This window comes from Algoriphagus machipongonensis, from assembly GCF_000166275.1.
Lineage (GTDB): Bacteria > Bacteroidota > Bacteroidia > Cytophagales > Cyclobacteriaceae > Algoriphagus > Algoriphagus machipongonensis.
This window is the reverse complement of the sequence record NZ_CM001023.1, coordinates 2,450,593-2,473,315: the sequence shown is the minus strand read 5'-3', so window position 1 is coordinate 2,473,315 and position 22,723 is coordinate 2,450,593. Positions and strand designations below refer to the sequence as shown.

21 protein-coding genes are annotated in these 22,723 nt (G+C 37.7%); 11 read left to right on the top strand and 10 right to left on the bottom strand.

Features of this window, described 5'->3' with window-relative positions:
* The first annotated feature begins 266 nt into the window (after nt 1–266).
* The 6 genes from ALPR1_RS10430 (at nt 267) to ALPR1_RS10405 (ending at nt 9,105) form a co-directional block, all read left to right on the top strand.
* The gene (locus ALPR1_RS10430) at nt 267–1,958 is read left to right on the top strand and encodes a hypothetical protein (protein WP_008200520.1); all 1,692 of its coding nucleotides are present in this window, start codon (nt 267–269) and stop codon (nt 1,956–1,958) included.
* A 25-nt stretch (nt 1,959–1,983) separates the two neighbouring features.
* Nucleotides 1,984–2,745: a hypothetical protein gene (locus tag ALPR1_RS10425; RefSeq protein WP_008200519.1), complete on the top strand. Its 762-nt coding sequence runs from the start codon at nt 1,984–1,986 to the stop codon at nt 2,743–2,745.
* Nucleotides 2,746–2,972: 227 nt separating this feature from the next.
* On the top strand, nt 2,973–5,462 hold the full coding sequence (locus tag ALPR1_RS10420) for a hypothetical protein (RefSeq protein WP_153231794.1): 2,490 nt from the start codon (nt 2,973–2,975) through the stop codon (nt 5,460–5,462).
* 137 nt (nt 5,463–5,599) lie between these two features.
* A complete protein-coding gene (mnmA, locus tag ALPR1_RS10415; protein WP_008200517.1) occupies nt 5,600–6,811 on the top strand; it encodes a tRNA 2-thiouridine(34) synthase MnmA in 1,212 nt (403 codons plus the stop codon).
* A gap of 53 nt (nt 6,812–6,864) precedes the next feature.
* Complete coding sequence (locus ALPR1_RS10410; protein WP_008200516.1) at nt 6,865–7,578, top strand: pseudouridine synthase; 714 nt, start codon at nt 6,865–6,867, stop codon at nt 7,576–7,578.
* A gap of 51 nt (nt 7,579–7,629) precedes the next feature.
* Nucleotides 7,630–9,105 (top strand): M28 family peptidase, encoded by a 1,476-nt coding sequence (locus ALPR1_RS10405; RefSeq protein WP_008200514.1) that lies wholly within the window; start codon nt 7,630–7,632, stop codon nt 9,103–9,105.
* Nucleotides 9,106–9,363: 258 nt separating this feature from the next.
* Here the strand turns inward: ALPR1_RS10405 and ALPR1_RS10400 are convergent, their stop codons facing one another.
* From ALPR1_RS10400 to ALPR1_RS10385, 4 genes are all read right to left on the bottom strand, one after another.
* Nucleotides 9,364–10,650, bottom strand: a complete 1,287-nt coding sequence (locus ALPR1_RS10400) for a NupC/NupG family nucleoside CNT transporter (protein ID WP_008200513.1) — start codon at nt 10,648–10,650, stop codon at nt 9,364–9,366.
* Between the two features lie 82 nt (nt 10,651–10,732).
* Nucleotides 10,733–11,329, bottom strand: a complete 597-nt coding sequence (locus tag ALPR1_RS10395; protein ID WP_008200511.1) for a bifunctional nuclease family protein — start codon at nt 11,327–11,329, stop codon at nt 10,733–10,735.
* Between the two features lie 5 nt (nt 11,330–11,334).
* Nucleotides 11,335–12,303, bottom strand: coding sequence for an electron transfer flavoprotein subunit alpha/FixB family protein (locus ALPR1_RS10390; RefSeq protein WP_008200509.1), 969 nt, complete (start codon nt 12,301–12,303; stop codon nt 11,335–11,337).
* A 35-nt stretch (nt 12,304–12,338) separates the two neighbouring features.
* A complete protein-coding gene (locus ALPR1_RS10385) occupies nt 12,339–13,076 on the bottom strand; it encodes an electron transfer flavoprotein subunit beta/FixA family protein (RefSeq protein WP_008200507.1) in 738 nt (245 codons plus the stop codon).
* Nucleotides 13,077–13,150: 74 nt separating this feature from the next.
* Here ALPR1_RS10385 and ALPR1_RS10380 point away from each other — a divergent pair, with 74 nt between their 5' ends.
* Nucleotides 13,151–13,483, top strand: coding sequence for a hypothetical protein (locus ALPR1_RS10380; RefSeq protein WP_008200505.1), 333 nt, complete (start codon nt 13,151–13,153; stop codon nt 13,481–13,483).
* A gap of 124 nt (nt 13,484–13,607) precedes the next feature.
* Complete coding sequence (locus ALPR1_RS10375) at nt 13,608–14,093, top strand: hypothetical protein (protein ID WP_008200504.1); 486 nt, start codon at nt 13,608–13,610, stop codon at nt 14,091–14,093.
* On the opposite strand, the gene ALPR1_RS10370 is transcribed toward ALPR1_RS10375, so the two are convergent.
* The 3 genes from ALPR1_RS10370 to ALPR1_RS10360 all read right to left on the bottom strand — a co-directional run bounded on the left by ALPR1_RS10370 (nt 14,090) and on the right by ALPR1_RS10360 (nt 17,458).
* Nucleotides 14,090–15,088, bottom strand: coding sequence for a quinone oxidoreductase family protein (locus ALPR1_RS10370; RefSeq protein WP_008200500.1), 999 nt, complete (start codon nt 15,086–15,088; stop codon nt 14,090–14,092). The genes ALPR1_RS10375 and ALPR1_RS10370 overlap by 4 nt on opposite strands.
* Nucleotides 15,089–15,094: 6 nt before the next feature.
* Nucleotides 15,095–16,672: a replicative DNA helicase gene (dnaB, locus tag ALPR1_RS10365; RefSeq protein ID WP_008200498.1), complete on the bottom strand. Its 1,578-nt coding sequence runs from the start codon at nt 16,670–16,672 to the stop codon at nt 15,095–15,097.
* Nucleotides 16,673–16,774: 102 nt separating this feature from the next.
* Nucleotides 16,775–17,458, bottom strand: coding sequence for a lycopene cyclase domain-containing protein (locus ALPR1_RS10360; protein WP_008200497.1), 684 nt, complete (start codon nt 17,456–17,458; stop codon nt 16,775–16,777).
* 135 nt (nt 17,459–17,593) lie between these two features.
* On the opposite strand from ALPR1_RS10360, the gene ALPR1_RS10355 reads away from it, so the two are divergent.
* Together ALPR1_RS10355 and ALPR1_RS10350 are read left to right on the top strand one after the other, a co-directional pair.
* Nucleotides 17,594–18,949, top strand: a complete 1,356-nt coding sequence (locus tag ALPR1_RS10355; protein WP_008200495.1) for a UDP-N-acetylmuramate--L-alanine ligase — start codon at nt 17,594–17,596, stop codon at nt 18,947–18,949.
* A 57-nt stretch (nt 18,950–19,006) separates the two neighbouring features.
* Nucleotides 19,007–19,810, top strand: coding sequence for a 3'-5' exonuclease (locus ALPR1_RS10350; protein ID WP_008200494.1), 804 nt, complete (start codon nt 19,007–19,009; stop codon nt 19,808–19,810).
* Between the two features lie 40 nt (nt 19,811–19,850).
* Here the strand turns inward: ALPR1_RS10350 and ALPR1_RS10345 are convergent, their stop codons facing one another.
* Nucleotides 19,851–20,648: a M48 family metallopeptidase gene (locus tag ALPR1_RS10345; protein WP_008200493.1), complete on the bottom strand. Its 798-nt coding sequence runs from the start codon at nt 20,646–20,648 to the stop codon at nt 19,851–19,853.
* 93 nt (nt 20,649–20,741) lie between these two features.
* On the opposite strand from ALPR1_RS10345, the gene ALPR1_RS10340 reads away from it, so the two are divergent.
* On the top strand, nt 20,742–21,248 hold the full coding sequence (locus tag ALPR1_RS10340) for a DUF4442 domain-containing protein (RefSeq protein ID WP_008200492.1): 507 nt from the start codon (nt 20,742–20,744) through the stop codon (nt 21,246–21,248).
* Here ALPR1_RS10340 and ALPR1_RS10335 read toward each other — a convergent pair.
* Both ALPR1_RS10335 and ALPR1_RS10330 read right to left on the bottom strand, forming a co-directional pair.
* Nucleotides 21,245–21,976, bottom strand: a complete 732-nt coding sequence (locus ALPR1_RS10335) for a carboxypeptidase-like regulatory domain-containing protein (protein WP_008200491.1) — start codon at nt 21,974–21,976, stop codon at nt 21,245–21,247. The genes ALPR1_RS10340 and ALPR1_RS10335 overlap by 4 nt on opposite strands.
* Before the next feature lie 72 nt (nt 21,977–22,048).
* Nucleotides 22,049–22,714 carry a DUF6503 family protein gene (locus ALPR1_RS10330; RefSeq protein ID WP_008200490.1) on the bottom strand — a complete coding sequence of 222 codons (666 nt, stop codon included), beginning with the start codon at nt 22,712–22,714 and terminating at the stop codon, nt 22,049–22,051.
* Between the last annotated feature and the right edge of the window lie 9 nt (nt 22,715–22,723).

The following is a 22,723-nucleotide window of genomic DNA, read 5'->3' as shown; positions in this document are numbered from 1 at the left end:
TTTAGAAGACCATTAATTCTAAAATTATTTTGGGGATGATTCAATAAGTAGAGCCAATCTATTTCTTGAATCATCCCTTTTTTATTTTTTATTCTTTTCTATTTAAAGAATGATTCCGGAGGGCAAACTCAAATTAGAATCATAACTACTTGTAAATCATTATTTTGCATTTTAATAAACAAAATGTAACTTGAAGTAAAATCTAAAAGGCAAGGATTTTTTGCCTTTTTATCTTTTTAATTTTTCATCACTTTTTTCTAAATATTATGAGTATTTCCCAATCAGATTTATCAAATCCTCATTATGGTTATGACTTTGTTGTAGCAACAACACAAGAAAGCATCAATGCAACCATGGATGAATATATGAGCACCATAGATTCTCCAGAAGTTTCCATTTGTTACATCATGGATCCAAATGGAAATCCAAAACAAATCGATTACCAAACATTAATAAAACAGGCAAATGGAACAGACCCTTTTTCTGTTCCCAACAAATCTGATCCTAGTAGCACTGAATTACAAAATTTAGCAAAGGCCTTTTTCTATTACGGCTTTAAAGCAAAAATCGGTTTACCAAATGGCTACGCACCGTTAAGTCCAGGAGGTCCATCGTTACCCAATATTGTCACTCTTGGTGCCAATACAGCAACAGTCAGTTACAATTTACTTTCTTCGGAATTTACTGTAGTAGAGGCCCAATATGGGCCTAGAGGAATAATCGGCTGGTTAAACGAATCTCAACCGGCAGGAAAAGCTTGGGTATTTTCTTCCAAAGTCGATCTACGTCTAGGAGCGACAAGTGAATACAGTAAACTCCCTCCTTCTGTTCAAGCTAAAATCAAAAATATAGGAGGTAATGCGTTTAGTGTACAACAATTACTATTTGATTTAGATAATGCTGCATTAGAATCTATCCCAACCATATCAGGTGTTGAAGCTGGAACTCCTTTGTATACAGCATTGGAGTCCTCATTTATAGGGGCATATTTTTCAAAACTAAAAGAGTCAGGAGAGCCGGTTCTATCCTATTCAATAACTCAATCAACAACTCCTTCTTCAACATTAGTACTTACTGACTTAAATATGGAAGTACAACCTGTCGTAGGAAGCAATGGTCTTCCGGTAAGCTCTCCCACTCTCGAACAGCAAAAGATAACTACGTTGTGTTATCTATGTGCAGCCAACAATAAGCCATTACCAGCAGCATCCCCATTTACTTGGAATTGGATTGAAGAATCTGATGCTTTAAAGTACAATGGAGCCTTAGCAATCAAACGAGATACATTTTCCCATTATATCAAAAATGAACTCATTACCTATATAAGGGAGAATTGTTACAAAGTTTATGTGAAAGTCTGGATGGATGGCCTAAAATGTAAGTATAAAGGAGAGTTAACTGGAGGACAAAACCCAAATATTACATTTCCATCTGCAGGTGAAGAAACGCTTAAAATTTCATATTCCAGTAGTGACCATGATCAAGCAGGTCTAGATGGAGATATGGGTAAAATGAAGGTAGACACAAGCTATACAGTATCCGTTACTTTCAGTTCGAATACCATAGTAATAGAGCAGCATTTAGTTCTCTACTTATATATCCGTTCATTACAATCTTCTAAATCAGGTAACGTTTTTGATAAAAAAATAACAGATACTTATTCATTAGAAGTTGGGCAAAATGGTGAGCTTACAGCAAACAAGACTACAAAAAAAGTCGATCATTCAGTCAAGCTTAAAGCCAACTGGTTTATAAACCTTTTTACAGGGCTTAACGATCTATTGAAAAATTTCGAAGATTATGAAAAAACATTTGGGAGTTCAAGCCTAAAAAGTATCCCAATCACATTTGCTCAAGATTTCTTTTTCCCAGGTGGAAAGACTTTTTCTTTTCAAGACATCGAGTTTTCAAAAAACCAGGATTTAGTATCCCACATCAATTACGTGGAGCCATCTTAACTTTTAACTTCTAACATTTTTAATTATGTCTTCCAATACATTGACTTATTCTTCAGAGTTAATGAAGAATTTTCTCCAAGCTGAAATTATGGCTCCAGACAAAAAGTTTGAAGCACTACAAGATAAAACCGGACATTCACTTCTTTTTTCAATAGGGACCGATGGAGTTTTTTACTGTACTCAAGAAAGTTCAGGATCTGAAAAAGGATGGAATCGAATAGATTTAAGCTCAGCTCTTATAGCCAAATCATTCGAAGGAAAATCTGGCGTCCAAATTAAAACTTTTGACGCAGCCCAAAATATCACAAATGGAACACTTGAACTGGCCATCACGGTGACAGATGGAAAAACAGACACACTTTTTCTAAGTTTAAGCAACTCAGACTTGGATACGAGTTGGCTTCATAATCCTAGCTGGGAAATAATCGAATATGATAATCCAAACAATACCGAGGCAGTACTTTCCATTCAAAATATTTATATAAGTGAATTATTAACCTCTTCTACCGGCTCTGAATATATTTTCGTTGATATTGAAAAAGATCCTGCAAACAATTCTAAACTGATCAATAGGTATTACATCGATCTAAAAAAGACTGATGGTTATTATTGGCATGAGCATAACTTAAATATTGATTTAGAAGAAAATGGCTATTCCAGTACAGTGGGAAGATCGGCTGGGCAAACCATAGACGGGATGTACACTATAGGTACTGTAGGAGGTTTAGCTCAATTTATATATCAACCAGTTTTAACATTTGGAAACCAAATATCCCGGCACCGGTAGCAAGATTAAATCTACCAGGAAATAGTATTCCGGAAGCAATATCAACTTTTAGAAACTCCGATGGGAGTACTGATCTACTGGCAATTTCTCAAGGTGCTTTATATTATTTTTCCAGCACTAATCAGAAGGATAGTGATACAGGTGTATTGGTTTTCAAAAATGAGATTTTTATTGGTTGCACTTTTCTAAAAGCGTATCAGTCTGATACATCCGTTTTCTTTTGGGGATTGAACCAGGCTAATCAGGTATTTTATTCTACTTGTCCAAAAAATGAAATCACTAAGCCAAGCTCATGGAGGTATCCTTTACCCATTCTTACAGGAGTAGATTTGATTTCACCTTATGTAAACAAAGAAAATCAAGGGAATACTTTTTTTGCCGTTGGGGGTGATTTGCTTCACAAAATGTACCAGTCGCCATCAACCTCCATTTGGACTTCTCAGCAAGTCACGCTACCACCACCAAAAACTACCACTCCTGCAAATAGTTTTAGCTCATACACTACTCGAATCCAAATAGTTGATGAAAACAAATTGCCAAAAGTTAATTTTGAGTTAAAAATAAGTGCTGAAACTAGGGGGACATTTATCATCAACAACCTCTATTATGTACTAGGAACCAACCCTATTCCCATAAATACCGACGCTCATGGCAGTCTTACTATTATTGAGAGCATCGGAAATATCAATGGCACAAAACTGACGGTGACTGATGGGGTAACAACGGTCAAAATTGACCCTATGAAAAAGCCTTTAAACAAGGTGGCCAGTTTAAATACCCCAGAAAAAATAAAAGCTGCGACCATCACGAAACCTGATGGTTCTACTTCCAAGTTGGTTTCTGGTGACATACCCAAAAGCGACTTGGAGCTTGCCGCACAAACCAATCAAACTTTAGGTAACGCGTATACCGAAGTTGCAAAAAAGACTCCGAAGCCAATGGAGATGGCAGTTTACCTCCCCCATCCTACTGTTCAATTAGAAAGTATAGGGGATAAAATAGCTGCAGACTTTGGCGATTTAGAAAAATGGTTGGAGCATGCGGTTGATTTTGCAGTAAAATTCGTCAAAGACGCAGCTTCAGGATTTTTGAGTTTTGTTGTGGAAATTGGTGATAAAACATTTCATGCACTCCTGGATTGTGCTGAAAAAATTGCTTCTGCAGCAAAATGGGTCTTTAATGCCATAAAAACAGCCATTAAAGATGTGCTAAAGTTTTTAGAATTTCTTTTTGAATGGCAGGATATCATCCGCACCAAAAAAGTAATGAAGAATTTATTTCAAATCTTTCTTCAACATGAGGTGGATCAAATTGAAGTTTTCAAAAAAGAAATGAACGCTGAATTTGCTAAAGCAATTTCAGCCATTAATAAATGGGCCGATATTCCAGACAATTGGGATGGATTAGGTAAAGCTGCAAATCAAACCCCAGCCTCTCGGTCGGACTCAAGTTCTGGCAAAGATTCAACAACCACCTATTTATCCCATCACTTTCAAAATAACGCGAAAAATACAAGTCATAAAAAACCGCAAGATCCAGTAAATGCGCCTAGTGATCCCATGGAGGTACTTTTTGATGCAATTAAAAAAGAGGGTCAAATATTTGATCAGGTGATTGATGAATTAGAAAAATTATCGTCAGATTTCAAGGATCTGGATTTGGGAAGCTTTTTAAAGAAACTCGTAGCCATATTAGCTGATGGGGTTTTAGAAAGTGTTGAAAATGTTTTAGATGCCTTATTGGATTTACTTTACTTACTAGCAAAAGCCTCTGTTAAAGCTTTGGAAGCACCAATACATATTCCAGTAATAAGTGATATTCTGGAAGACATTGGGATTCCTGAGTTTTCCATAGTTGATATAGTAACATTAATCGCGGCTGTTCCGGTGACAATAGGCTATAAAATTGCCAATAATGAAACTCCATTTCCTAAAAGTGAACACACAAATTATTTAATCCAGGTCAAAGATTTCAAAACCCTTCAAAATGATTTAAATGGGGGCTCAACTAATCAAACCCTTTTTACCAATACCATGGCACTTTCTGAAAAGTCATCTTCAGGCGTAGTTCCTGAAAGATACAAAGAGGCGCTTTATGTAATGGGACATACAGGAGGAGCTTTTCTGATTTTTGTTTCTACTATTGTCACAGGCTTTGAAGCTATGGAAGAAACAGGGCAAAACCCGATCGCTTTACCATCCGCAGCAGTAAATTTTGCTGCCATGGGTATGGTTGGGGGAGTAAACCTTCTAATCCCCAAAGATCCATTAAAACAGCCTGAATTAGTTTGGATTAGTAGAGGTACTCTCGTAACAGTCATTTTATGTAAGATTCTATTCAGTGGCCCCGTGCAGGCAAAATTTGGAAAAGCCACCGGGATCATGAAAAACTTAAAAATGAAAGATGGACGTGCTGTAGGAGCAATAATCAATTGTATTTTGATTATTCCAGCTTTGACCTGTAGTATTTACCACTTTTACGAACTTGGAAAAGAAGGGAAAAGCGCTGTAGAACCTGATCATGACGATGCGATAATTGATGAAACCTCTAATATTACTTCTTACATACAACGAATCGCCTATTGCGTTGCTGTAAATAATAAAAACCCAGAAGTAAAGGGTGTTTCTGTGGGTGTAATGTCTGTGGCCAGTTTGATTACTTGTGGGCTTCAGTTTGCTGAAATTGCTGTCAATGCATCTGGTAGCAACTCCAACTAATTGGCTTTAAAATCTGTAAACCTTTTTTCTAAGGAAGAATACTTATTTTTGTTCTTCGAGAACCTTTTTACTTTAAAGTAATGTTCTTTCTCCATCTGTAACCTAATGGACCTTGAATCCATTAATTATTACAATCTATGAAAACAAAACCAAGAGTAGTAGTTGGCCTCTCAGGAGGGGTTGACAGTTCAGTAGCTGCTCACCTACTCCTAGAGCAAGGATACGAAGTCATCGGCATGTTTATGAAAAACTGGCACGATGAATCAGTCACCATTTCCAATGAATGCCCCTGGATGGAAGATTCCACCGATGCCATGTTAGTGGCAGAAAAACTTGGAATTCCTTTTCAGGCAATTGATTTAAGCGAAGAGTATAGAGAGCGAATCGTAGACTATATGTTTGGAGAATATAAGGCTGGCCGGACCCCCAACCCAGATATTCTTTGTAACAGGGAAATCAAATTCGATATATTTCTTAAAGCGGCACAAAAACTCAAAGCAGATTTTGTTGCAACAGGTCATTATTGTCAAAAAGGTGAAATTGAAGTAGATGGAAAGCCAGTGTATCAACTCCTAGCTGGAGCAGATCCAAATAAGGACCAGAGTTATTTCTTATGTCAGCTCGATCAAGAACAGTTAAGTAAAGCACTTTTCCCAATCGGTCATTTACAAAAACCAGAGGTACGTAAAATTGCAAAAGAACTTGATTTAATTACTGCAGACAAAAAGGATTCGCAAGGTCTTTGTTTTATTGGGAAAGTTCGACTGCCTGATTTTCTTCAGCAGCAGTTGAAGCCAAAAAAAGGAAGAATCATACAAATACCTGAAGATTTAGAAATCTATAAATCTCAAAAAATCCCTGTGGGAGTAGCTGCTGAAGACTTGGATTTGGAGGATTTGGAAGCAATTTCTTTACCCCTGCATTATCGTCCAGAAGAAGGCAAAGTGTTAGGGGAACATAATGGTGCTCATTATTTCACTGTAGGTCAAAGAAAAGGACTTAACGTTGGAGGTACTGGAAAACCTTTATTTGTAATTTCTACGGATACTAAGGAGAATGTGATTTATACTGGCTTAGGTGAAACGCATCCAGGTCTTTTGAGAAATGGACTTTTTGTGAAAGAAGATCAAATCCATTGGATCAGGGAAGACTTGAAATTACAAGTCGGCGAAAGTGCAAGATATAAAGCTAGAATCCGTTATAGGCAACCTTTGACTTGGGCCACTTTAATCAGAAAGGAAAAAGGCTTATTTGTAATATTTGACCAAGCACAGAAAGGAGTAGCTTCGGGTCAATTCGTTGCTTGGTATGATGAAAATGAATCCATTGGTTCTGGCACCATCTTTTAATAAATCCATTTAATGAAAGCCAATCTCAGTATTGGCTTTCTTTCTATCCTCTTATGGAATTACCCATTCTTTTTGAAGATGATTCTATCATTGCCATCAATAAACCTGCTGGCTTATTAGTTCATAGAACCTCTATTGCAGCGCAAGAGACTGTCTTTGCCTTGCAAATTCTAAGAGATCAAATAGGGATGCATGTTCACCCAGTTCATCGATTGGACAGACCCACGAGTGGAATCCTGCTCTTCGCAAAAAAGGAGGAAATCCTCCCCCACTTAAAAAACCTTTTTTCTGAACGACAAATAAAAAAGAATTACCTGACCATAGTAAGAGGAATTCCTGAGCAAAAGAAGGCTTTGATTGATCATCCATTGAAAAGTGAAAGGTCAGGAAGGCTTCAAGAAGCACAAACATGGTATAAAGTAATTTCAGAGACCGAGATCCCATTTGACACTACTGGAAGATATCCAACAAGTCGCTATAGTTTACTATCTGTAAATCCTGAAACTGGACGAACGCATCAAATAAGAAGGCATCTAGCACATATCAGGCATTACATCATTGGGGATAAAAAGCATGGGGATAACAAGCAGAACATCTTCTTCCAAAACCAGTTTGGCTTAGAAAACTTGTTGCTTCATGCCATTAGGCTTTCATTTAATCACCCTATTACTGAGGAGACTATTGAAATTTCTTGCCCAGTCCCTGAACATTTCCAATCTATATTAAAAAGCTTAAATCTTCAAGAACCGTTAATTTCCTCCGTTTAGAACTCATTCCACTAAATTAATTTACATTAGGAGTGTTAAAATTTTAGATCCATGAAAAATATATTCTTAAGCATATGCATGCTTATTTCTTTCTCTGTACTAACATTTGCTCAAGTAGAAAGTGTTGAAAAGGAATTTAATCGTGAAGAAGCCATTCAGCATTTTGAATACTTAGCTTCTGATGAGTTAAAAGGAAGAGATCCTCTCCGGCCAGAAATAGAAATGGCAGCAAGCTATATAGCTTCAGAATTTGAAAAATATGGAGCCAAGCAAATACCAGGTGCCAGTGGATATTATCAAACGATTCCATTTATTATGTCTTCTCCACCTAAAACAGGGGAAATAGTAATAGATGGTGAAACCTATTCGCAAGGTGAATCATTATTGGTCTTAAATGGAAATGACCTTGAGGGTACATTCGAACTTGTAGATGTAGGATTTGGTGAAGAAGCTGACTATGAAGGAAAAGATGTAAAAGGAAAAGTGGTCGTGGCAAATGTTGGAGCCCCAGATCAAATGAGTCCTGGAGCATTATTTTCATTGGGAGCTCAAAAAGTAAAGTTGGCTCAAGAACATGGAGCAATAGGCTTAATAGAAATGTTTAACCTTCCCTCGGTACCATGGCAGTTAGTTTCCAGGTACCTAAACAGAACGCAATTGACTGTCAGTCAAGGTGAAGCAAGCGAACTTCCTTACATATGGATTAAAGACCCAAAAAACAAAGTCAAATCAGATATGGCCAAGGGAAAAGTAGCTGAGGCTAAGTTTAGAATTGAAAAAAAGGTCAACAAACCAATTGAAGGTAAAAATGTAGTCGCGTGGATTGAAGGGACTGATCCAGAATTGAAAGATCAATATGTCATGCTTTCTGCTCATTACGATCATGTGGGAGTAGGAGAACCTGATGCCAATGGAGATTCCATATATAACGGAGCTAGAGATAATGCAGTAGGTACAGTGGCGGTTATTAATGCTGCCAAATATTTTGCTGAAAACCCACCTAAAAGATCTGTTTTGCTGGCTGCTTGGACTGCTGAGGAAAAAGGATTATTGGGAAGTGCCTATTTCGCTTCAAATCCACTGATTCCTTTAGATAAGATCATCTTCAATTTGAATATTGATAATGGCGGATACAATGACACTTCTATCATCACGGTTATTGGCCTAGGTAGAACTTCTGGTGATAGCCTGATCTCTGAAGCGGTAACAGAAATTGGTTTAAAAACCATTGCTGATCCTTCTCCAGAACAAGGTTTATATGATCGGTCTGATAATGTAAACTTTGCAAAAAAAGGAATTCCGGCTCCTACCTTCAGTCTTGGTTTTACAGCCTTTGATGATGAAATCAATAAATACTACCATAAGCAAGCAGATGGCATAGAGTCATTTGATCTAGACTATGCAGTTAAATATTGGAAAGCATATATTTTAGCTGCTCAGAAAATTAGTAATATGCCTACGAAACCATTTTGGGTACCTGGTGATAAGTACGAGGAAGTAGGAAAGATGCTTTATGGGGATAATTAATCTTTTCTTCAAATAAATAATAAGAGGTAGAAAGTAAGATGAAATTCAAGTTACTTTCTACCTCTTTTGGTTTTTTTAGAAGACGAACTTATCATTTCACTTTTTTATCTAGTTGAAGGAAGTATGAAAAGTCTTCATCTCGCAACCCAATTCAATCATTTTCATCAGATTGTTTTATTTCTAATTTCTACTAACCCATTGCGATTTTTTATATCCAACGTCTTATATCTTATGTCTAGCTACTTGATACTTAAAAAATCATCCAAATAGCATTCCTGCAATCGTTGCAGTCATCAAACAAGCCATTGAGGCAGCTAAAAGAGATTTAAGTCCTAAGCGGCTAATATTCCCTTGTTGGTTGGGCGCGATAATAGCTATTCCTCCCAGCTGAATTGCTATGGAACTGAAATTAGAGAAACCACATAATGCATAGGTAGCAATGACGATAGATTTTGGATTTAAAGAACCTACTTCCTTCATCTCTGAAAGACTTAGATAAGCAACAAATTCATTGATCACTGTTTTTTGACCTAATAAACTACCCACTTGTAAGGTATCTACCCAATCAACACCTATTATCCATGCAAAAACCCGGAATACTTGACCAAATAAGTATTCTAAAGAAAAGCCTTGAAATTGCCCTCCCGTGGTCGAAGCCACAAAGGAATTTAAGCCAGTGTATTCACCAATTAAGCCAGAAAGCACATAATTAACAGCGGCAATGACGGCAATGAATGCCAAAAGCATCGCCCCAACGTTCAATGCCAGCTTCAATCCTTCAGATGCACCAATAGACATAGCATCAATCAAATTGACACCCATGGCCTCCTCATTCACTTCTAATTTATCCTGTTTGATTTCTTTCTCCTCTTCGGGCACAAACATCTTAGACATTACGATAGCAGCAGGAGCATTCATAATACTAGCGCCTAAAAGGTAAGCTGCAAATTTACTTTGCTCTTCTAAGCTGTCTCCACCTAAAAATGCCACATAGCCTGCTAATACCCCACCTGCAATAGTAGCCATTCCCCCAGTCATCAAGCACATCAATTCGGATTTACTCATTTGAGGAATAAAAGGCCTCACCAAAAGAGGGGCTTCCGTTTGGCCTAGGAATATATTTCCAGCAGCAGACAAGCTTTCTGGACCTGATAATCTCATCGTTCGAGCCATCACCCAAGCGATACCAAAAACTATCTTTTGTAGCACTCCCAGATAATATAATCCAGCTGATACGGTAGAGAAAAAGATAATTGTAGGAAGTACTTGAAATGCAAAAATAAATCCAAAACTATCCCCAGCGAGGTCTCCAAAAATGAAAGCGGCGCCATCTTTACTAAAACTCAAAAATTTGACAAAACCTTGGCTTAAAACAGCAAAGCCATCTGCCACAAAAGAAACTTTAGTAATAAGAAAACCGAAAACCAGCTGAAGAACGATTCCTATCCCTACAAGCCTCCAGTCTATCCTGCGACGGTTATTGGAAAAAAGAAAGGCTATCAATACGATGACAGCAAGTCCCAAGACACCCCTTAAGTAGTCCATGAATAAATTTTTAATTCGAAACGCTAAAAATAGGAAATAAAGGTCAAGAAAAAAGCCTAGCTGAAGCTAGGCTTTTGAAGAATTAGTTTCTTTTGTTTATTTCATCTCGTATTCGAGCCGCTTTTTCGTAATCTTCATTACTTATGGCTTTATCAAGCATCATATTCAGTTTATCTAAACTGAAATCCTTCAAAGAGCCGTCTTTTTTAGACCTCACTTTTTGGGCAGCTGGCTTTTTCGTTAGATTTTCTTCTTTATTTTCCTCTTCTGAAAATTCAATAGAGGCTTCTGACATTACTTTCTCTGAGCAAAAAACTGGAGAATCAAACCGTATGGCTATAGCAATTGCATCCGATGGTCTTGCGTCAATCTCGATTTCAGAGGATTCATTATGACATTTAATTTTGGCATAAAAAACTCCCTCTTTCATATCAGAAATAACGATCTTATCGATCTCGTAATTAAAGCTATTGGCAAAGGATTTAAATAAATCATGTGTCATTGGTCGGTTAGGAACGATTTTTTCGATCTCAATGGCAATTGCCTGAGCTTCAAACATTCCTATGACAATAGGCAATCTTCTACTACCTTCCACCTCCCCCATCACAAGGGTAAATGACCCTGACTGTGAATGGTTTGATGACAAACCTAAAATCTCCAGTTCTACTAGTTTTTCCACAAAAATTATAATTCAGCTTTTAGTGCTTCAGTCAATTTTGGTACTACCTCAAATGCGTCACCAACAATCCCATAATCTGCTGCCTTAAAGAAAGGAGCTTCAGGGTCCTTATTGATTACAACAATACATTTTGAAGAATTAACACCTGCAAGATGTTGAATAGCACCTGAAATTCCTATTGCAATGTATAAACTTGGGGCTACTTTTACTCCAGTTTGTCCCACATGTTCGTGGTGAGGTCTCCATCCCATGTCAGAAACAGGCTTCGAACAACCTGTCGCAGCTCCCAGTGTTTTGGCAAGATCCTCTACCATACCCCAGTTTTCAGGTCCTTTCATTCCTCTTCCTCCTGAAACTACAATATCTGCTTCAGGTAACAAAACTTCTCCTGTGGCTCTTTCTGTGGAAGTAATTTTTGATGAAAAATCAGCATCTGATAAAGCTACATCAAAATTTTCCACAGCGGCATCTCCTCCGTCTGTTTTCAAGTCAACAGAATTCTTCTTTACCGCTAATACTTTATTCTCTGTAGTAACTTCAGTTTCTGCAAAAGCTTTCCCAGTGAAAATACTTCTTTTCACCAAATAGCCAGATTCAGTGGACGGCAAAGCCACTACATTGGAAACCAAACCTGCATTTAATTTAATTGCTAAACGAGCAGCAACTGCATCTCCCAAAGAAGATTTTGCCAAAACCAATGTTTTTGCTCCCACCTGAGTAAACGCTTGAGCCACTGCGGATGCATGTGCCTGAATTACTCCAGCATTCAATTTCTCTTCTGAAGAATGAAGTACTTTAGCTGCACCAGCAGAACCTACAGCTGCAAGTTCCCCCTGCTCTATGGTTCCTAATGCAACTGCCACCACATCTCCTTCACCAGTTTTTGAGGCTAATGCATGAGCAAATGAAACTGCCTCCAAACTAGTCTTTTTTATTTTTCCTTCAGATTGTTCTATATATACTAATACGGACATAAATTCTTGATTTTTAAGATATTAAAAATAAATAATTAAAGCACTTTTGCTTCATTTTTCAACAAGGAAACCAACTCCCCTACATTATCTTTATCCACCAACTTCACCGCTCCTTTTGCTGGAGGAAGTTCGTAGGACGTAGCCTCAGCCTGTGTTTCTTCAGACACGGCTTCCACTACATTCAGAGGTTTGGTTCTTGCCGACATAATACCTCTCATATTAGGAATTTTCCATTCTGCAATGGGCTCCTGGCAACCAGCGATCAAGGGTAAAGAAGCCTCTAATGATTCTTTTCCTCCTTCAATTTCTCTTGCCATCTGTACAGTAGTACCCTCTACATCAAGCTTCATAACTGGAGAGAAAGAAGGTAAACCCAATAACTCACCCACCATTCCATGGACCATTCCTCCATTAAAATCTATAGATTCTCTGCCCATCAAAATCAAATCATACGCTCCTTCTTTGGCATAATGTGCAATTTGTTTGGATACAAAAAACGAATCCTTTGGTGAAGCATTCACACGGATCGCTTCATCAGCGCCGATGGCAAGTGCTTTTCTCAAGGTAGGTTCGGTTTCCGACTCACCAACATTCAGCACTGTTAATTTACCTCCAGTTTGATCTCTTAATTCCACTGCTCTGGCTAATGCATAATCATCATAAGGTCCAATGATAAATTGAACACCAGTAGTATCAAATTTTGTATTATCAGCGGTAAACTGAATTTTAGAAGTCGTATCTGGCACGTGCGTAATACAAACAAGAATCTTCATTGGTTTAGAATTAGATTATTTTAGTTTTATTTCATGTGAAATTAACAGGATGGAGCTAATTAAAAAAACAATTCATGGCCAATTTAACAAGGTGGGAGTTACTGAAACAGTTTACAAAAGACGAACCGGAAAACCCATTTAACTGGTATGCCTTGGCACTAGAATTCCGAGAGGAGAAGCCACAGGAAGCCAAAGAAATATTTGAGATGCTTTTAAAGGATTTTAAGTCTTATTTACCAACCTATTACACCGCAGCCTCCTTTTTTTCTGAAATCGAAGAAATTGAAGAAGCTAAAAAAATTTATGAAAATGGAATAGAGTTAGCCTCTTCCCAACAAAATCAAAAGGCTCTTCAAGAATTAAAAAATGCCTACCAAAATTTTCTTTTTGAAAACGATTTTGACTAGGATCAAATTTAATTTTGAACACTTCAATAAAATATATCTGTTTTCAAATTGATAGGTTAATGAAAAAAAATGAAATTCTATTTACTAAATTCATGTCCGGAGATAAACTTAAATTCCCTTTCAGATGATCACACAACAAGAAATGTTAAACCATTTTTTACCAATCCTTGAAACAAAAGGGATACTTTACAGAAAAAAAACACTGATCAAAGCAAGAAAGGCAACACCTGGAACTCTTATCTTCACAAAGACCAATGATGGAGATGAAACCAAGAATACAGCTAAACCCGGAGATTGGTTAGTAGAAAACCAAACCTCATCCTCGGAACAATACCTGGTTGCTCCCAATGTTTTTGATACTAAATACGAGATGATTCAATCTCTTGGAAATGGATGGAGTAGTTTCCAACCAAAAGGGAAAGTGACCGCCATTCAAATCACCAAAGAGGATTTCAAAGCTTTTGAAAACCAATACACTATACAATTTGAAGCACCTTGGAAAGAATTGACAGTTTTACGGATCGATGACTATTTAGTGACCCCACCAGAAAAAGATGAGATATACCGTATCGCTAAAAAAGAATTCGGAGAGACTTATGAGAAATGCTAAGGAACTAAAACAATTTTACCCAATTGTTTACCTTCCTTCATCTTATCAAAGGCATCGCTAGCCTTATCAAAAGGAAATACCTCGTCAATTAAAGGCGTCACCTTGTTTTCTGAAACAAACTGTATCATGTTTTGGAAATCCTGGTCCGACCCCATAGTCGTTCCCATCAATTTGATTTGATTCCAGAAAATTTTTCTCGCAATTATTTCACTTGGATTCCCTAAGGTTGCACCATAAAAAACGATCCTTCCTCCAGGTTTGACTACATTAATCAAGTTATTAATTGCATCACCAGCAGCACTGTCTATGATAATATCAAAACCACCCGTTTGCTCTAAAGCCTCCGATGTCCAATCAGGATCGGTATAATTAAAAACTCCTTTCGCTCCCAGTTCACTTGCCTTATCCAATTTCTCTTTTTTGCTACTGGTGGCATAAACCAAAGCATTTGCTTGTACAGCATATTGAAATGCTAACTGAGCTACGCCTCCACCAAACCCCGTGATCAGAACAGCATCACCTGGCTTTACTTCTCCTTGATAAAAAAGGGCTCGGAAAGCGGTTAACCCAGCTAAAGGTAAGCCTGCTGCTTCTTCAAAAGTTAAGTGAGCTGGCTTTAAATGCAGCCTATCCACAGGCACAATGACTTTTTCTGCCAAAGTTCCATTTCTTGGCATGCCCAAAATTTCAAAATCCTTATTCTGAGCTTTTTGATTCTCACCCCAATTAATTGCAGGGTTAATTATAACTTCTTTTCCTAACCAGCTTTCCTCAGTACCAATTGACACTTCCTCTACAACACCACTTCCATCTGACCCTAAAATAATCCCATTTTGAATATTGGGGTAAAGGCCTTGTCTACACCATTCATCTCGGTGGTTTAATGCCGCAGCTTTAATCGCCACCCTTACTTCTCCTTCTTTTAAAGGTCTTTCAGGGACCTCTCTTACATTGAGTTTAGAGGAACTAGTATCGTCAAGAGTAATTGCTTTCATAAATTATTAAAAATCAGCTGGTGGGTTAGGTTTAGTAAGGAAATCATCCGAATCGTCAAAATCATTATTCGCCTTACTTTGCATTTTTATCGTCTGTCCTGAATCAAAGGAAGATACTCCTGAAGATTCTTTAGAGAAATTGGAGGCATAAACAGGTTGATTCATATCAGGAGCCCCAAAATGATCCAAATCCTGAAATTTAGTATATCGCCCAATAAACCTCAGTTTAACGGTATCCAATGAACCATTCCTGTGCTTAGCGATAATTACTTCCCCTACTCCTTGGGTCGAATTATGGTCCTCATCTTCAGTGATTCCATAATATTCGGGACGATAAAGGAACATTACCATATCCGCATCTTGCTCAATCGCTCCAGATTCCCTCAAATCCGAAAGCTGTGGTCTCTTATCTCCTCCTCTGGTTTCTACTGCTCTCGAAAGCTGAGAAAGTGCAATTACAGGTACACTTAATTCTTTGGCAATTTTCTTCAATGCTCTGGAAATACTTGCAATCTCTTGCTCTCGATTTCCACCGCCTCCGCCTTTGGAATCACCAGACATAAGTTGCAAATAATCAATTACAATCATTTGAATATCATGCTGAGCCTTGAGCTTTCTACATTTTGCTCTCAATTCCAAAATTGATAGAGCAGGTGTATCATCTACAAATAAGGGGGCTTTGGACAGTTTTGCCGTTTTATGAACTAACTGTGCCCATTCATGCTCTGCCAGAGATCCTTTTTTGATTTTCTCTGAATCAAGTTCTGCTTCGGAACTTATCAAACGATTAACCAACTGGACTGATGACATCTCCAAAGAGAATATCGCCACTGGCTTACTATGATCCACAGCTGCATTTCTCAAAACAGAAAGTACAAAAGCAGTTTTACCCATCGCTGGACGAGCTGCAATAATTACCAAATCAGATTTTTGCCATCCAGAAGTCACTCGGTCTAATGCTGTGAAACCAGAAGGAACACCCGTCAAACCATCTTTTTGATCTCTTCTTGACTCTAATTCAATAATAGCCTCCCTCATGATTGACTTCATGTCGGAATAATTCTTTCGAATATTTTTTTCTGAAATCTCAAATAAGGATTGTTCCATTTTATCCAAAAGCTCAAAAACATCAGTAGTGTCTTCGTAGGCATCCTTTTGGATTTCTGAGGAAATACGGATCATTTCCCTTTTGATAGACTGTTCTGTAATAATCCGCGCATGGTATTCAATATTTGCAGCAGAGGCAACTTTTGAAGTTAACTCAGTGACATAAAATGCACCTCCTGCAATTTCTAAAGCACCATTTCTTCGGAGTTGATTGGTTACAGTTAGCAAGTCAATCGGCTGACTATCGGTAAACAAATCCAATATCGCTTGAAAAATCACTTGGTGGGATGCTTTATAAAAGCTCTCCACTTTAAGGATATCAATCACATTGGTCAACGCGTCCTTCTCCAACATAAGGGCTCCTAACACCGCTTCCTCTAGGTCTACAGCCTGTGGAGGCACTTTTCCCAACATATTTGGGCTAGTAGGATTTGGGGATTTACGGGAAGTACGGGTATTGCTACTTTTCTCAGTCATATTAACAAATGTATGGCCTTCCGGCCATGAGTTTTAAACAAGTTTTACCAAACTTATCAACATTCCTAAGCCTCAAAAATCAAGCCTCGGAACAATATATTTTTATTTATAATAAACGCCATTTCGATATCCTCGAAACATGCTACACAACATCGCCCAAGAAAAATGCCATACCATCTCTGAAAAGGGAATATTAAAGAATTTCACACCCAAGAATGGCTCATCCAACATTCCATACTCATCCCAGAAATGAGGGAATAAAACATTGAAATTGATATAATAGATAATCAGCGTAATGGCTAAAGTAGCGAATGCAGAAATCAGTGAAACTCTTATCAAGTCAGGTCTTTTCGTCCAAATAAAGATAGAAATGGCAAAAAAGATAAGAAATGTCACATATCCGGAGTGGATTCCAAATCCAATAGTAAAGATACTTAAAAGCACACATGCCCCTAAAAATAAATACCAAAACTCCCAAGTCACGGGTTTGGACGTTCGGTTATAATCAATCTCCCTTTTGCTAAAAGAGGAATAAATGTAGCCCCCTACTCCAAACAGTGCGAAGCCAATGATATAATCTTCAATACCTACTATTCCAATACCAAAAAGAGTTGGAGGCCTCCAATAATCTCGAAAATACCAGACTTCGGCAATCATCCCCATCAATCCTCCGGCTATGCCCACCTTCAGCATCCCTTTTCTCCAAGGGTTTTTCCAAAACACTATCGCCCATGCTATCAAATACATCAAAGCAAGACATAGGTAGGCATATTTATCGTCTAACATATAATGCAAATAAAAGCTGAAAATAGCCAAAATGTACCGCCCTCAAAAAATTGTTTCAATTATGAATCGTTATGTTCAAAGCACCCAAGTTTTATTTTTAAGTTTGGAATATATTAGAAAGCTAAACCAACCTCTATGAAAAATTATCACTTCATCGCCATAGGTGGTGCCGTCATGCATAATCTTGCTTTGGCATTGGTAAAAAAAGGCTATCATGTCACTGGGTCGGATGATGAAATATATGAACCTTCCCGATCAAGGCTTGAGAAAGCCAATATTTTACCGAAAGACTATGGCTGGTATCCCGAAAAAATCCATGCTGACCTGGATGGAATAATCTTGGGAATGCATGCTAGAATTGACAACCCAGAATTGCTAAAAGCGCAAGAACTTGGAATCCCTGTCTATTCTTTTCCGGAATTTATCTACGAACAAAGCAAGAATAAAAAAAGAGTTGTCATTGCTGGTTCGCATGGCAAAACCTCCATTACTTCCATCATCTTGCACGTCTTGAAGGATCAAGGGGTCGATTTTGACTATCTAGTAGGAGCTCAAATCAGTGGTTTTGATTTGATGGTGCGTCTATCAGATGCGCCTGTAATAATTATCGAAGGAGATGAATATTTGACTTCTCCACTAGACCGTACACCGAAATTCTTTCATTATAAACATGACATTGTTTTGGTCAGCGGAATTGCTTGGGATCATTTCAATGTTTTTCCTGATTTTGAAGAGTATAAAAATCAATTCAGCGATTTAATGGAGAAAACACCAAAAAAGGGTGAATTGATCTTTTGTGAATCAGATAAGTTAGTCAAATCAGCAGCAGAAAAAGTTGATATTGAAGCTCAAAAGACTTCTTACCAAGCGCACCCTGCAATCATTGATAGTGGAAAGACCTTTCTAAAAACAGAAAATGGACTGATTCCTATCCAAATTTTTGGAGAGCATAATCTTCAAAATTTACAAGGCGCCATGGATGTTTGTAGTTCATTAGGACTTAGCAAAGAGCAGTTTTACACTTCCATCCAAAAATTCTCAGGAGCTGCAAAAAGACAGGAGCTGATTGCAGGAAATGAAAACGCTTGTCTTTACAGAGATTTTGCTCATGCGCCTTCCAAACTTCAAGCAACAGCAAATGCAGTAAAATCTCAATTTCCTGAACGAAAATTAATCGCAGTACAGGAGCTTCATACTTATTCATCTTTAAACAAGGAATTCCTTCCTAATTATGAAGGTACCATGGATGCCGCTGACATCGCAGTGATTTATTTAAATCCCCATGCAGCTGCTCTTAAAAAATTAGAGCTAATGGATGAAGAGACACTTCGTGATGGATTTAAAAGAGAGGATTTAATACTATTTACCGATAGTAAAGACTTGAAAGAGTTTTTATTAAACCAAGATTATTCCAATAGCAACCTCTTATTAATGTCCTCCGGAAGCTACGACAATATGGAATTAGGAGAATTGAAAGCAAAATTCAAGTAAATTAAGGATTGAAAGCACCTTAAAAGTCAAAGAGCTTCAATAAAACGAAACAAAAAAATGAAATTAAATCTTAAGAACTCCATCGCATTTTTTGATTTGGAGGCCACAGGCACCAATATTTCAACAGACAGAATTGTTGAAATATCAATCGTAAAACTGAAAATTGATGGAGGGCAAGAAATTTATACTAGGAGAGTAAACCCAGGAGTACCTATTCCTCTAGAAGCATCTTTAATTCATGGACTATATGATAAAGACCTCAAAGATGAACCTAGCTTTAAAGACATTGCTAAAGAGGTTTACCAATTTATCGGTGGTTCCGATTTATCGGGGTTCAATGTTTTGAAATATGACATCCCCTTGCTTGTAGAAGAATTTCTAAGAGCGGGTATTGAATTTGAGCTAGATAAAAGAAACCTTCTTGATGCTCAGAAAATTTTCCACATGATGGAAAAAAGGAATCTTACGGCAGCCTATAAATTTTACTGTGGAAAAACGCTTGAGAATGCACACAGTGCTGAGGCAGATACTCTTGCCACGATGGATGTTTTTATTTCACAAGTGGAGCGATACAACGGAGAGGAAGCGATCGACCTCCAAGGAAACAAACTTGGTGTATTCGAAAATGACATGAAAAAAATCCATGATTTAGTAAATGAAAAAATGGTGGATCTTGCCGGTAGATTTATTTTCAATAGCCAGGGTGAAGAAGTTTTCAACTTTGGAAAACATAAAGGAAAACCAATCGAACAGGTTTTTAAAGAAGAACCTGGTTATTATGATTGGATGATGCGAGGAGATTTTCCTTTGGATACTAAAAGGAAGCTTACTCAGGTTAAACTGAGAGGATTTAACAAATAAAAAATGCCCGGAATTAACTTTCCGGGCATTTTCTCTTTATTTATTGACCTTGGTAATACTTGAGCGCTTCAGGCATCCAGCCATTTAGCTTTTTAATTCTATTGTTAGGGTCTGGGTGTGTGGAAAGAAATTCTGGTGGTCTTGCACCTCCCTCACTTTGTGCTTGCATTCTTTCCCAAAAAATGGGTGCTTCTCTAGGGTCATAGCCAGCTAAAGCCATAAAAGTCAAACCTAATCTATCTGCTTCTGACTCATGCTTTCTCGAGAAACTAAGCATTCCTAATTCACTACCAATACCCACAGACTGAAGAAAAATCTGTTGAGTTAAGGTAGGGTTTTGACCAATCGCTGAAGAAAGTAAACTTACTCCGAAATTGGCCACCAAACCGTTAGACATTCTTTCTCTAGAGTGAGCAGCTACTGCATGGGCTATTTCATGCCCCATTACTACTGCAATACCAGTTTCAGTTTGAGTGATTGGCATAATCCCAGTGTAAAAGGCCACTTTACCACCCGGCATACACCAAGCATTTACTTGATCACTTTCCAGAAGATTAAATTCCCAAGCAAAGTCTTCTGCAAGTTCACCGTATCCTTCTGACACTAAATATTCCTCTACGGCCTTAGCCATTCTGTTCCCCACTTTGAGAATTTTTTGCCCGTCAGCCGTTGATGTAACCACCTTGGCTTCGGTCAGCACTTGGTCATATTGTTCATTTACTAAGGGCTGAATTTCTTCATTTGACACAAGTGCCAGTTGTGATCTACCAGTTAAAGGGACTTTCGCACATGCATAAACCAGCATTCCGATCCCCAATAGTATTATTAACTTTTTCATTTTGTTGGTCGTTTTTTAAATATAATTCCAAATTGAGTACCAAAGTTTTTTGTCTAATATTTTTCACTAATTTGATTTCAAATCAATTCACTAATGAGCTCTAAAAAACCTGATCCAAAATTAAACCCAATTGCTCAAGCTTACCAGACAAAAATGAGAAGCCCATTCTATTTTTGGTTGGGAATGCTAGCAAAATTGCCCTCGGCAATATTTTGGAGGTTACGGGTAAAGTCATTGGATTCAGAAAAGTGCATAGTCACTATCCCCTATTTTTGGCGAAGTAAAAACCCATTTAAGTCTATTTATTTTGCTGCTTTGGCAGGAGCAGGTGAATTGAGTACAGGGCTATTATGTCAGCTGGCAATAGCAGGTAAAGGGAGTTTTAGCATGTTGGTAGTAGATTTTAAAGCTGAATTTCATAAAAAGGCCAATCAAAAAATCACGCTTACCTGTGAACAAGGGAGTGAATTATTTGAAATGATTGATCAATTAAAGGTAAATGATACCAATAAGCTGACGACTGTCTCTACGGGTAGAAACCCCAATGGTGATGTGGTGGCAAAATTTTATATCACCTGGTCATTTAAAAGAAAGGCTTAATTTGACCAGTCTTTTTCCCATTCTATAAACTCTTTTAGCCTCGCATAAACCTTTTCGCTTGACCAATCTAAAAATTGATGATGGGCATGCATTTCATTGAATTTGATAATCAAAGGATCCCATTCTTCTTTCGTGATCGAATACTCTTCTCGTAATAATACTTTCAACGAATCTGAGTTAACGATCTCCAGGTAACCTTCTCTTCTTTTCAAAAACTCTTGTTTTTTTGCGTATTCTCTAGCGTTTTTTGACTTTTTAGTGAAATAGGAAAGCACACCAGCTATTGCAACCCCACCTTCAGGAGAATCTCTATAACCTGCTGATATTTGACCTTGACTGCTTCCAGGTTTCTCTTCATTAGGGTCAACCAAAACCAACTTACCATTTTTGAATCGGAATGAATAGGGCTCTGCCTTTACTTCAAAAGTGGGCAATAATTTAGCTCGATCCTGAATCTGTAATTGCAGAAATCGCTCTTGGGTTAATTTGATGCGTTGTTCTAAAAATCCTGGGAAACTAATGAATAGTGTATCTCCTTCCTCGGCCAAAACATTAAAATACCCACGGTTATTCGTTGTATCTGCTGCTGCCTTTCCTAATACTTGCACAGCAACCCCTTCCAAATAAGTTTTATCATTTGCATCAAGGATGTTTCCAGAATAAGACACCTGCCCAAAAGACATAGTAGCTGAAGCTAGGAAAAATAATAGTAGAAGGATTGATTTCATTAGGATCGAAAATTAGCCCAGAATGTCTTAAAGTAGAAATTGGAGCAGTTAAAGAACCTTAAGCATTTGCTATCATTTAATTTCTTGTAACATGTCAGTTGCCAAAAACTCATCTATTTCAGTTCTATACCATGTTCTATTCGCGGGGATTTTCAGCCCTTTATAGTTTACCAAGCCTTCCAGATAAATAATCTCTCCTTTGAGGTTAGCCTCGTCTTGGTAAAATTTATATGCCTCCATGGCATACGTTTCGGGATCAAAATAGAAGTACCAAACATCCTTTTCATATGGAACCCGAGCCACTAAGTAAGTTTTACCATTCAAAACTTCCTCTTGGATTTCTTTTTCGATTTCTGTTCCTGGATCCGCTAATTTCATAGGCAAACCCCAGAGATAAGAATAATAATTCCTCATTCTCAAAGCTCTTTCCTCTGCCATTTCTCCATTCAAAACTTTTACAGAATCATTTTCAACCTCAAACTCCAAACCCTCTATAGAATAACTTAAAAAGGATCGAGAGTTATCCAGACTGAAGAAATAAGATCTGGAATCCCTGCCAGGAGGAAGGCTATCTTCAATTACGAATGTAGCATCTAGTGAAGACCAAATACCATTCGGATCATGAAATTGAATCGATTGACTAACGAGTTCTGAGCCTGTCTCTGGAGCTTTCTTTTCCCCTTCTCCACAGGAGTAAAGGAAAAGGCCACAAAAAAGAAATAGAATTGAGATTTTCATAGATATTAT

Excerpts from the sequence above, each read along its gene's own strand:
- ALPR1_RS10430 (WP_008200520.1), top strand. The coding sequence starts at position 267 with ATGAGTATTTCCCAATCAGATTTATCAAATCCTCATTATGGTTATGAC.
- ALPR1_RS10425 (WP_008200519.1), top strand. The coding sequence starts at position 1,984 with ATGTCTTCCAATACATTGACTTATTCTTCAGAGTTAATGAAGAATTTT.
- mnmA (WP_008200517.1), top strand. The coding sequence starts at position 5,600 with ATGAAAACAAAACCAAGAGTAGTAGTTGGCCTCTCAGGAGGGGTTGAC.
- ALPR1_RS10410 (WP_008200516.1), top strand. The coding sequence starts at position 6,865 with ATGGAATTACCCATTCTTTTTGAAGATGATTCTATCATTGCCATCAAT.
- ALPR1_RS10405 (WP_008200514.1), top strand. The coding sequence starts at position 7,630 with ATGAAAAATATATTCTTAAGCATATGCATGCTTATTTCTTTCTCTGTA.
- ALPR1_RS10400 (WP_008200513.1), bottom strand. The coding sequence starts at position 10,650 with ATGGACTACTTAAGGGGTGTCTTGGGACTTGCTGTCATCGTATTGATA.
- ALPR1_RS10390 (WP_008200509.1), bottom strand. The coding sequence starts at position 12,303 with ATGTCCGTATTAGTATATATAGAACAATCTGAAGGAAAAATAAAAAAG.
- ALPR1_RS10385 (WP_008200507.1), bottom strand. The coding sequence starts at position 13,076 with ATGAAGATTCTTGTTTGTATTACGCACGTGCCAGATACGACTTCTAAA.
- ALPR1_RS10380 (WP_008200505.1), top strand. The coding sequence starts at position 13,151 with ATGGCCAATTTAACAAGGTGGGAGTTACTGAAACAGTTTACAAAAGAC.
- ALPR1_RS10375 (WP_008200504.1), top strand. The coding sequence starts at position 13,608 with ATGATCACACAACAAGAAATGTTAAACCATTTTTTACCAATCCTTGAA.
- ALPR1_RS10370 (WP_008200500.1), bottom strand. The coding sequence starts at position 15,088 with ATGAAAGCAATTACTCTTGACGATACTAGTTCCTCTAAACTCAATGTA.
- dnaB (WP_008200498.1), bottom strand. The coding sequence starts at position 16,672 with ATGACTGAGAAAAGTAGCAATACCCGTACTTCCCGTAAATCCCCAAAT.
- ALPR1_RS10360 (WP_008200497.1), bottom strand. The coding sequence starts at position 17,458 with ATGTTAGACGATAAATATGCCTACCTATGTCTTGCTTTGATGTATTTG.
- ALPR1_RS10355 (WP_008200495.1), top strand. The coding sequence starts at position 17,594 with ATGAAAAATTATCACTTCATCGCCATAGGTGGTGCCGTCATGCATAAT.
- ALPR1_RS10350 (WP_008200494.1), top strand. The coding sequence starts at position 19,007 with ATGAAATTAAATCTTAAGAACTCCATCGCATTTTTTGATTTGGAGGCC.
- ALPR1_RS10345 (WP_008200493.1), bottom strand. The coding sequence starts at position 20,648 with ATGAAAAAGTTAATAATACTATTGGGGATCGGAATGCTGGTTTATGCA.
- ALPR1_RS10340 (WP_008200492.1), top strand. The coding sequence starts at position 20,742 with ATGAGCTCTAAAAAACCTGATCCAAAATTAAACCCAATTGCTCAAGCT.
- ALPR1_RS10335 (WP_008200491.1), bottom strand. The coding sequence starts at position 21,976 with ATGAAATCAATCCTTCTACTATTATTTTTCCTAGCTTCAGCTACTATG.
- ALPR1_RS10330 (WP_008200490.1), bottom strand. The coding sequence starts at position 22,714 with ATGAAAATCTCAATTCTATTTCTTTTTTGTGGCCTTTTCCTTTACTCC.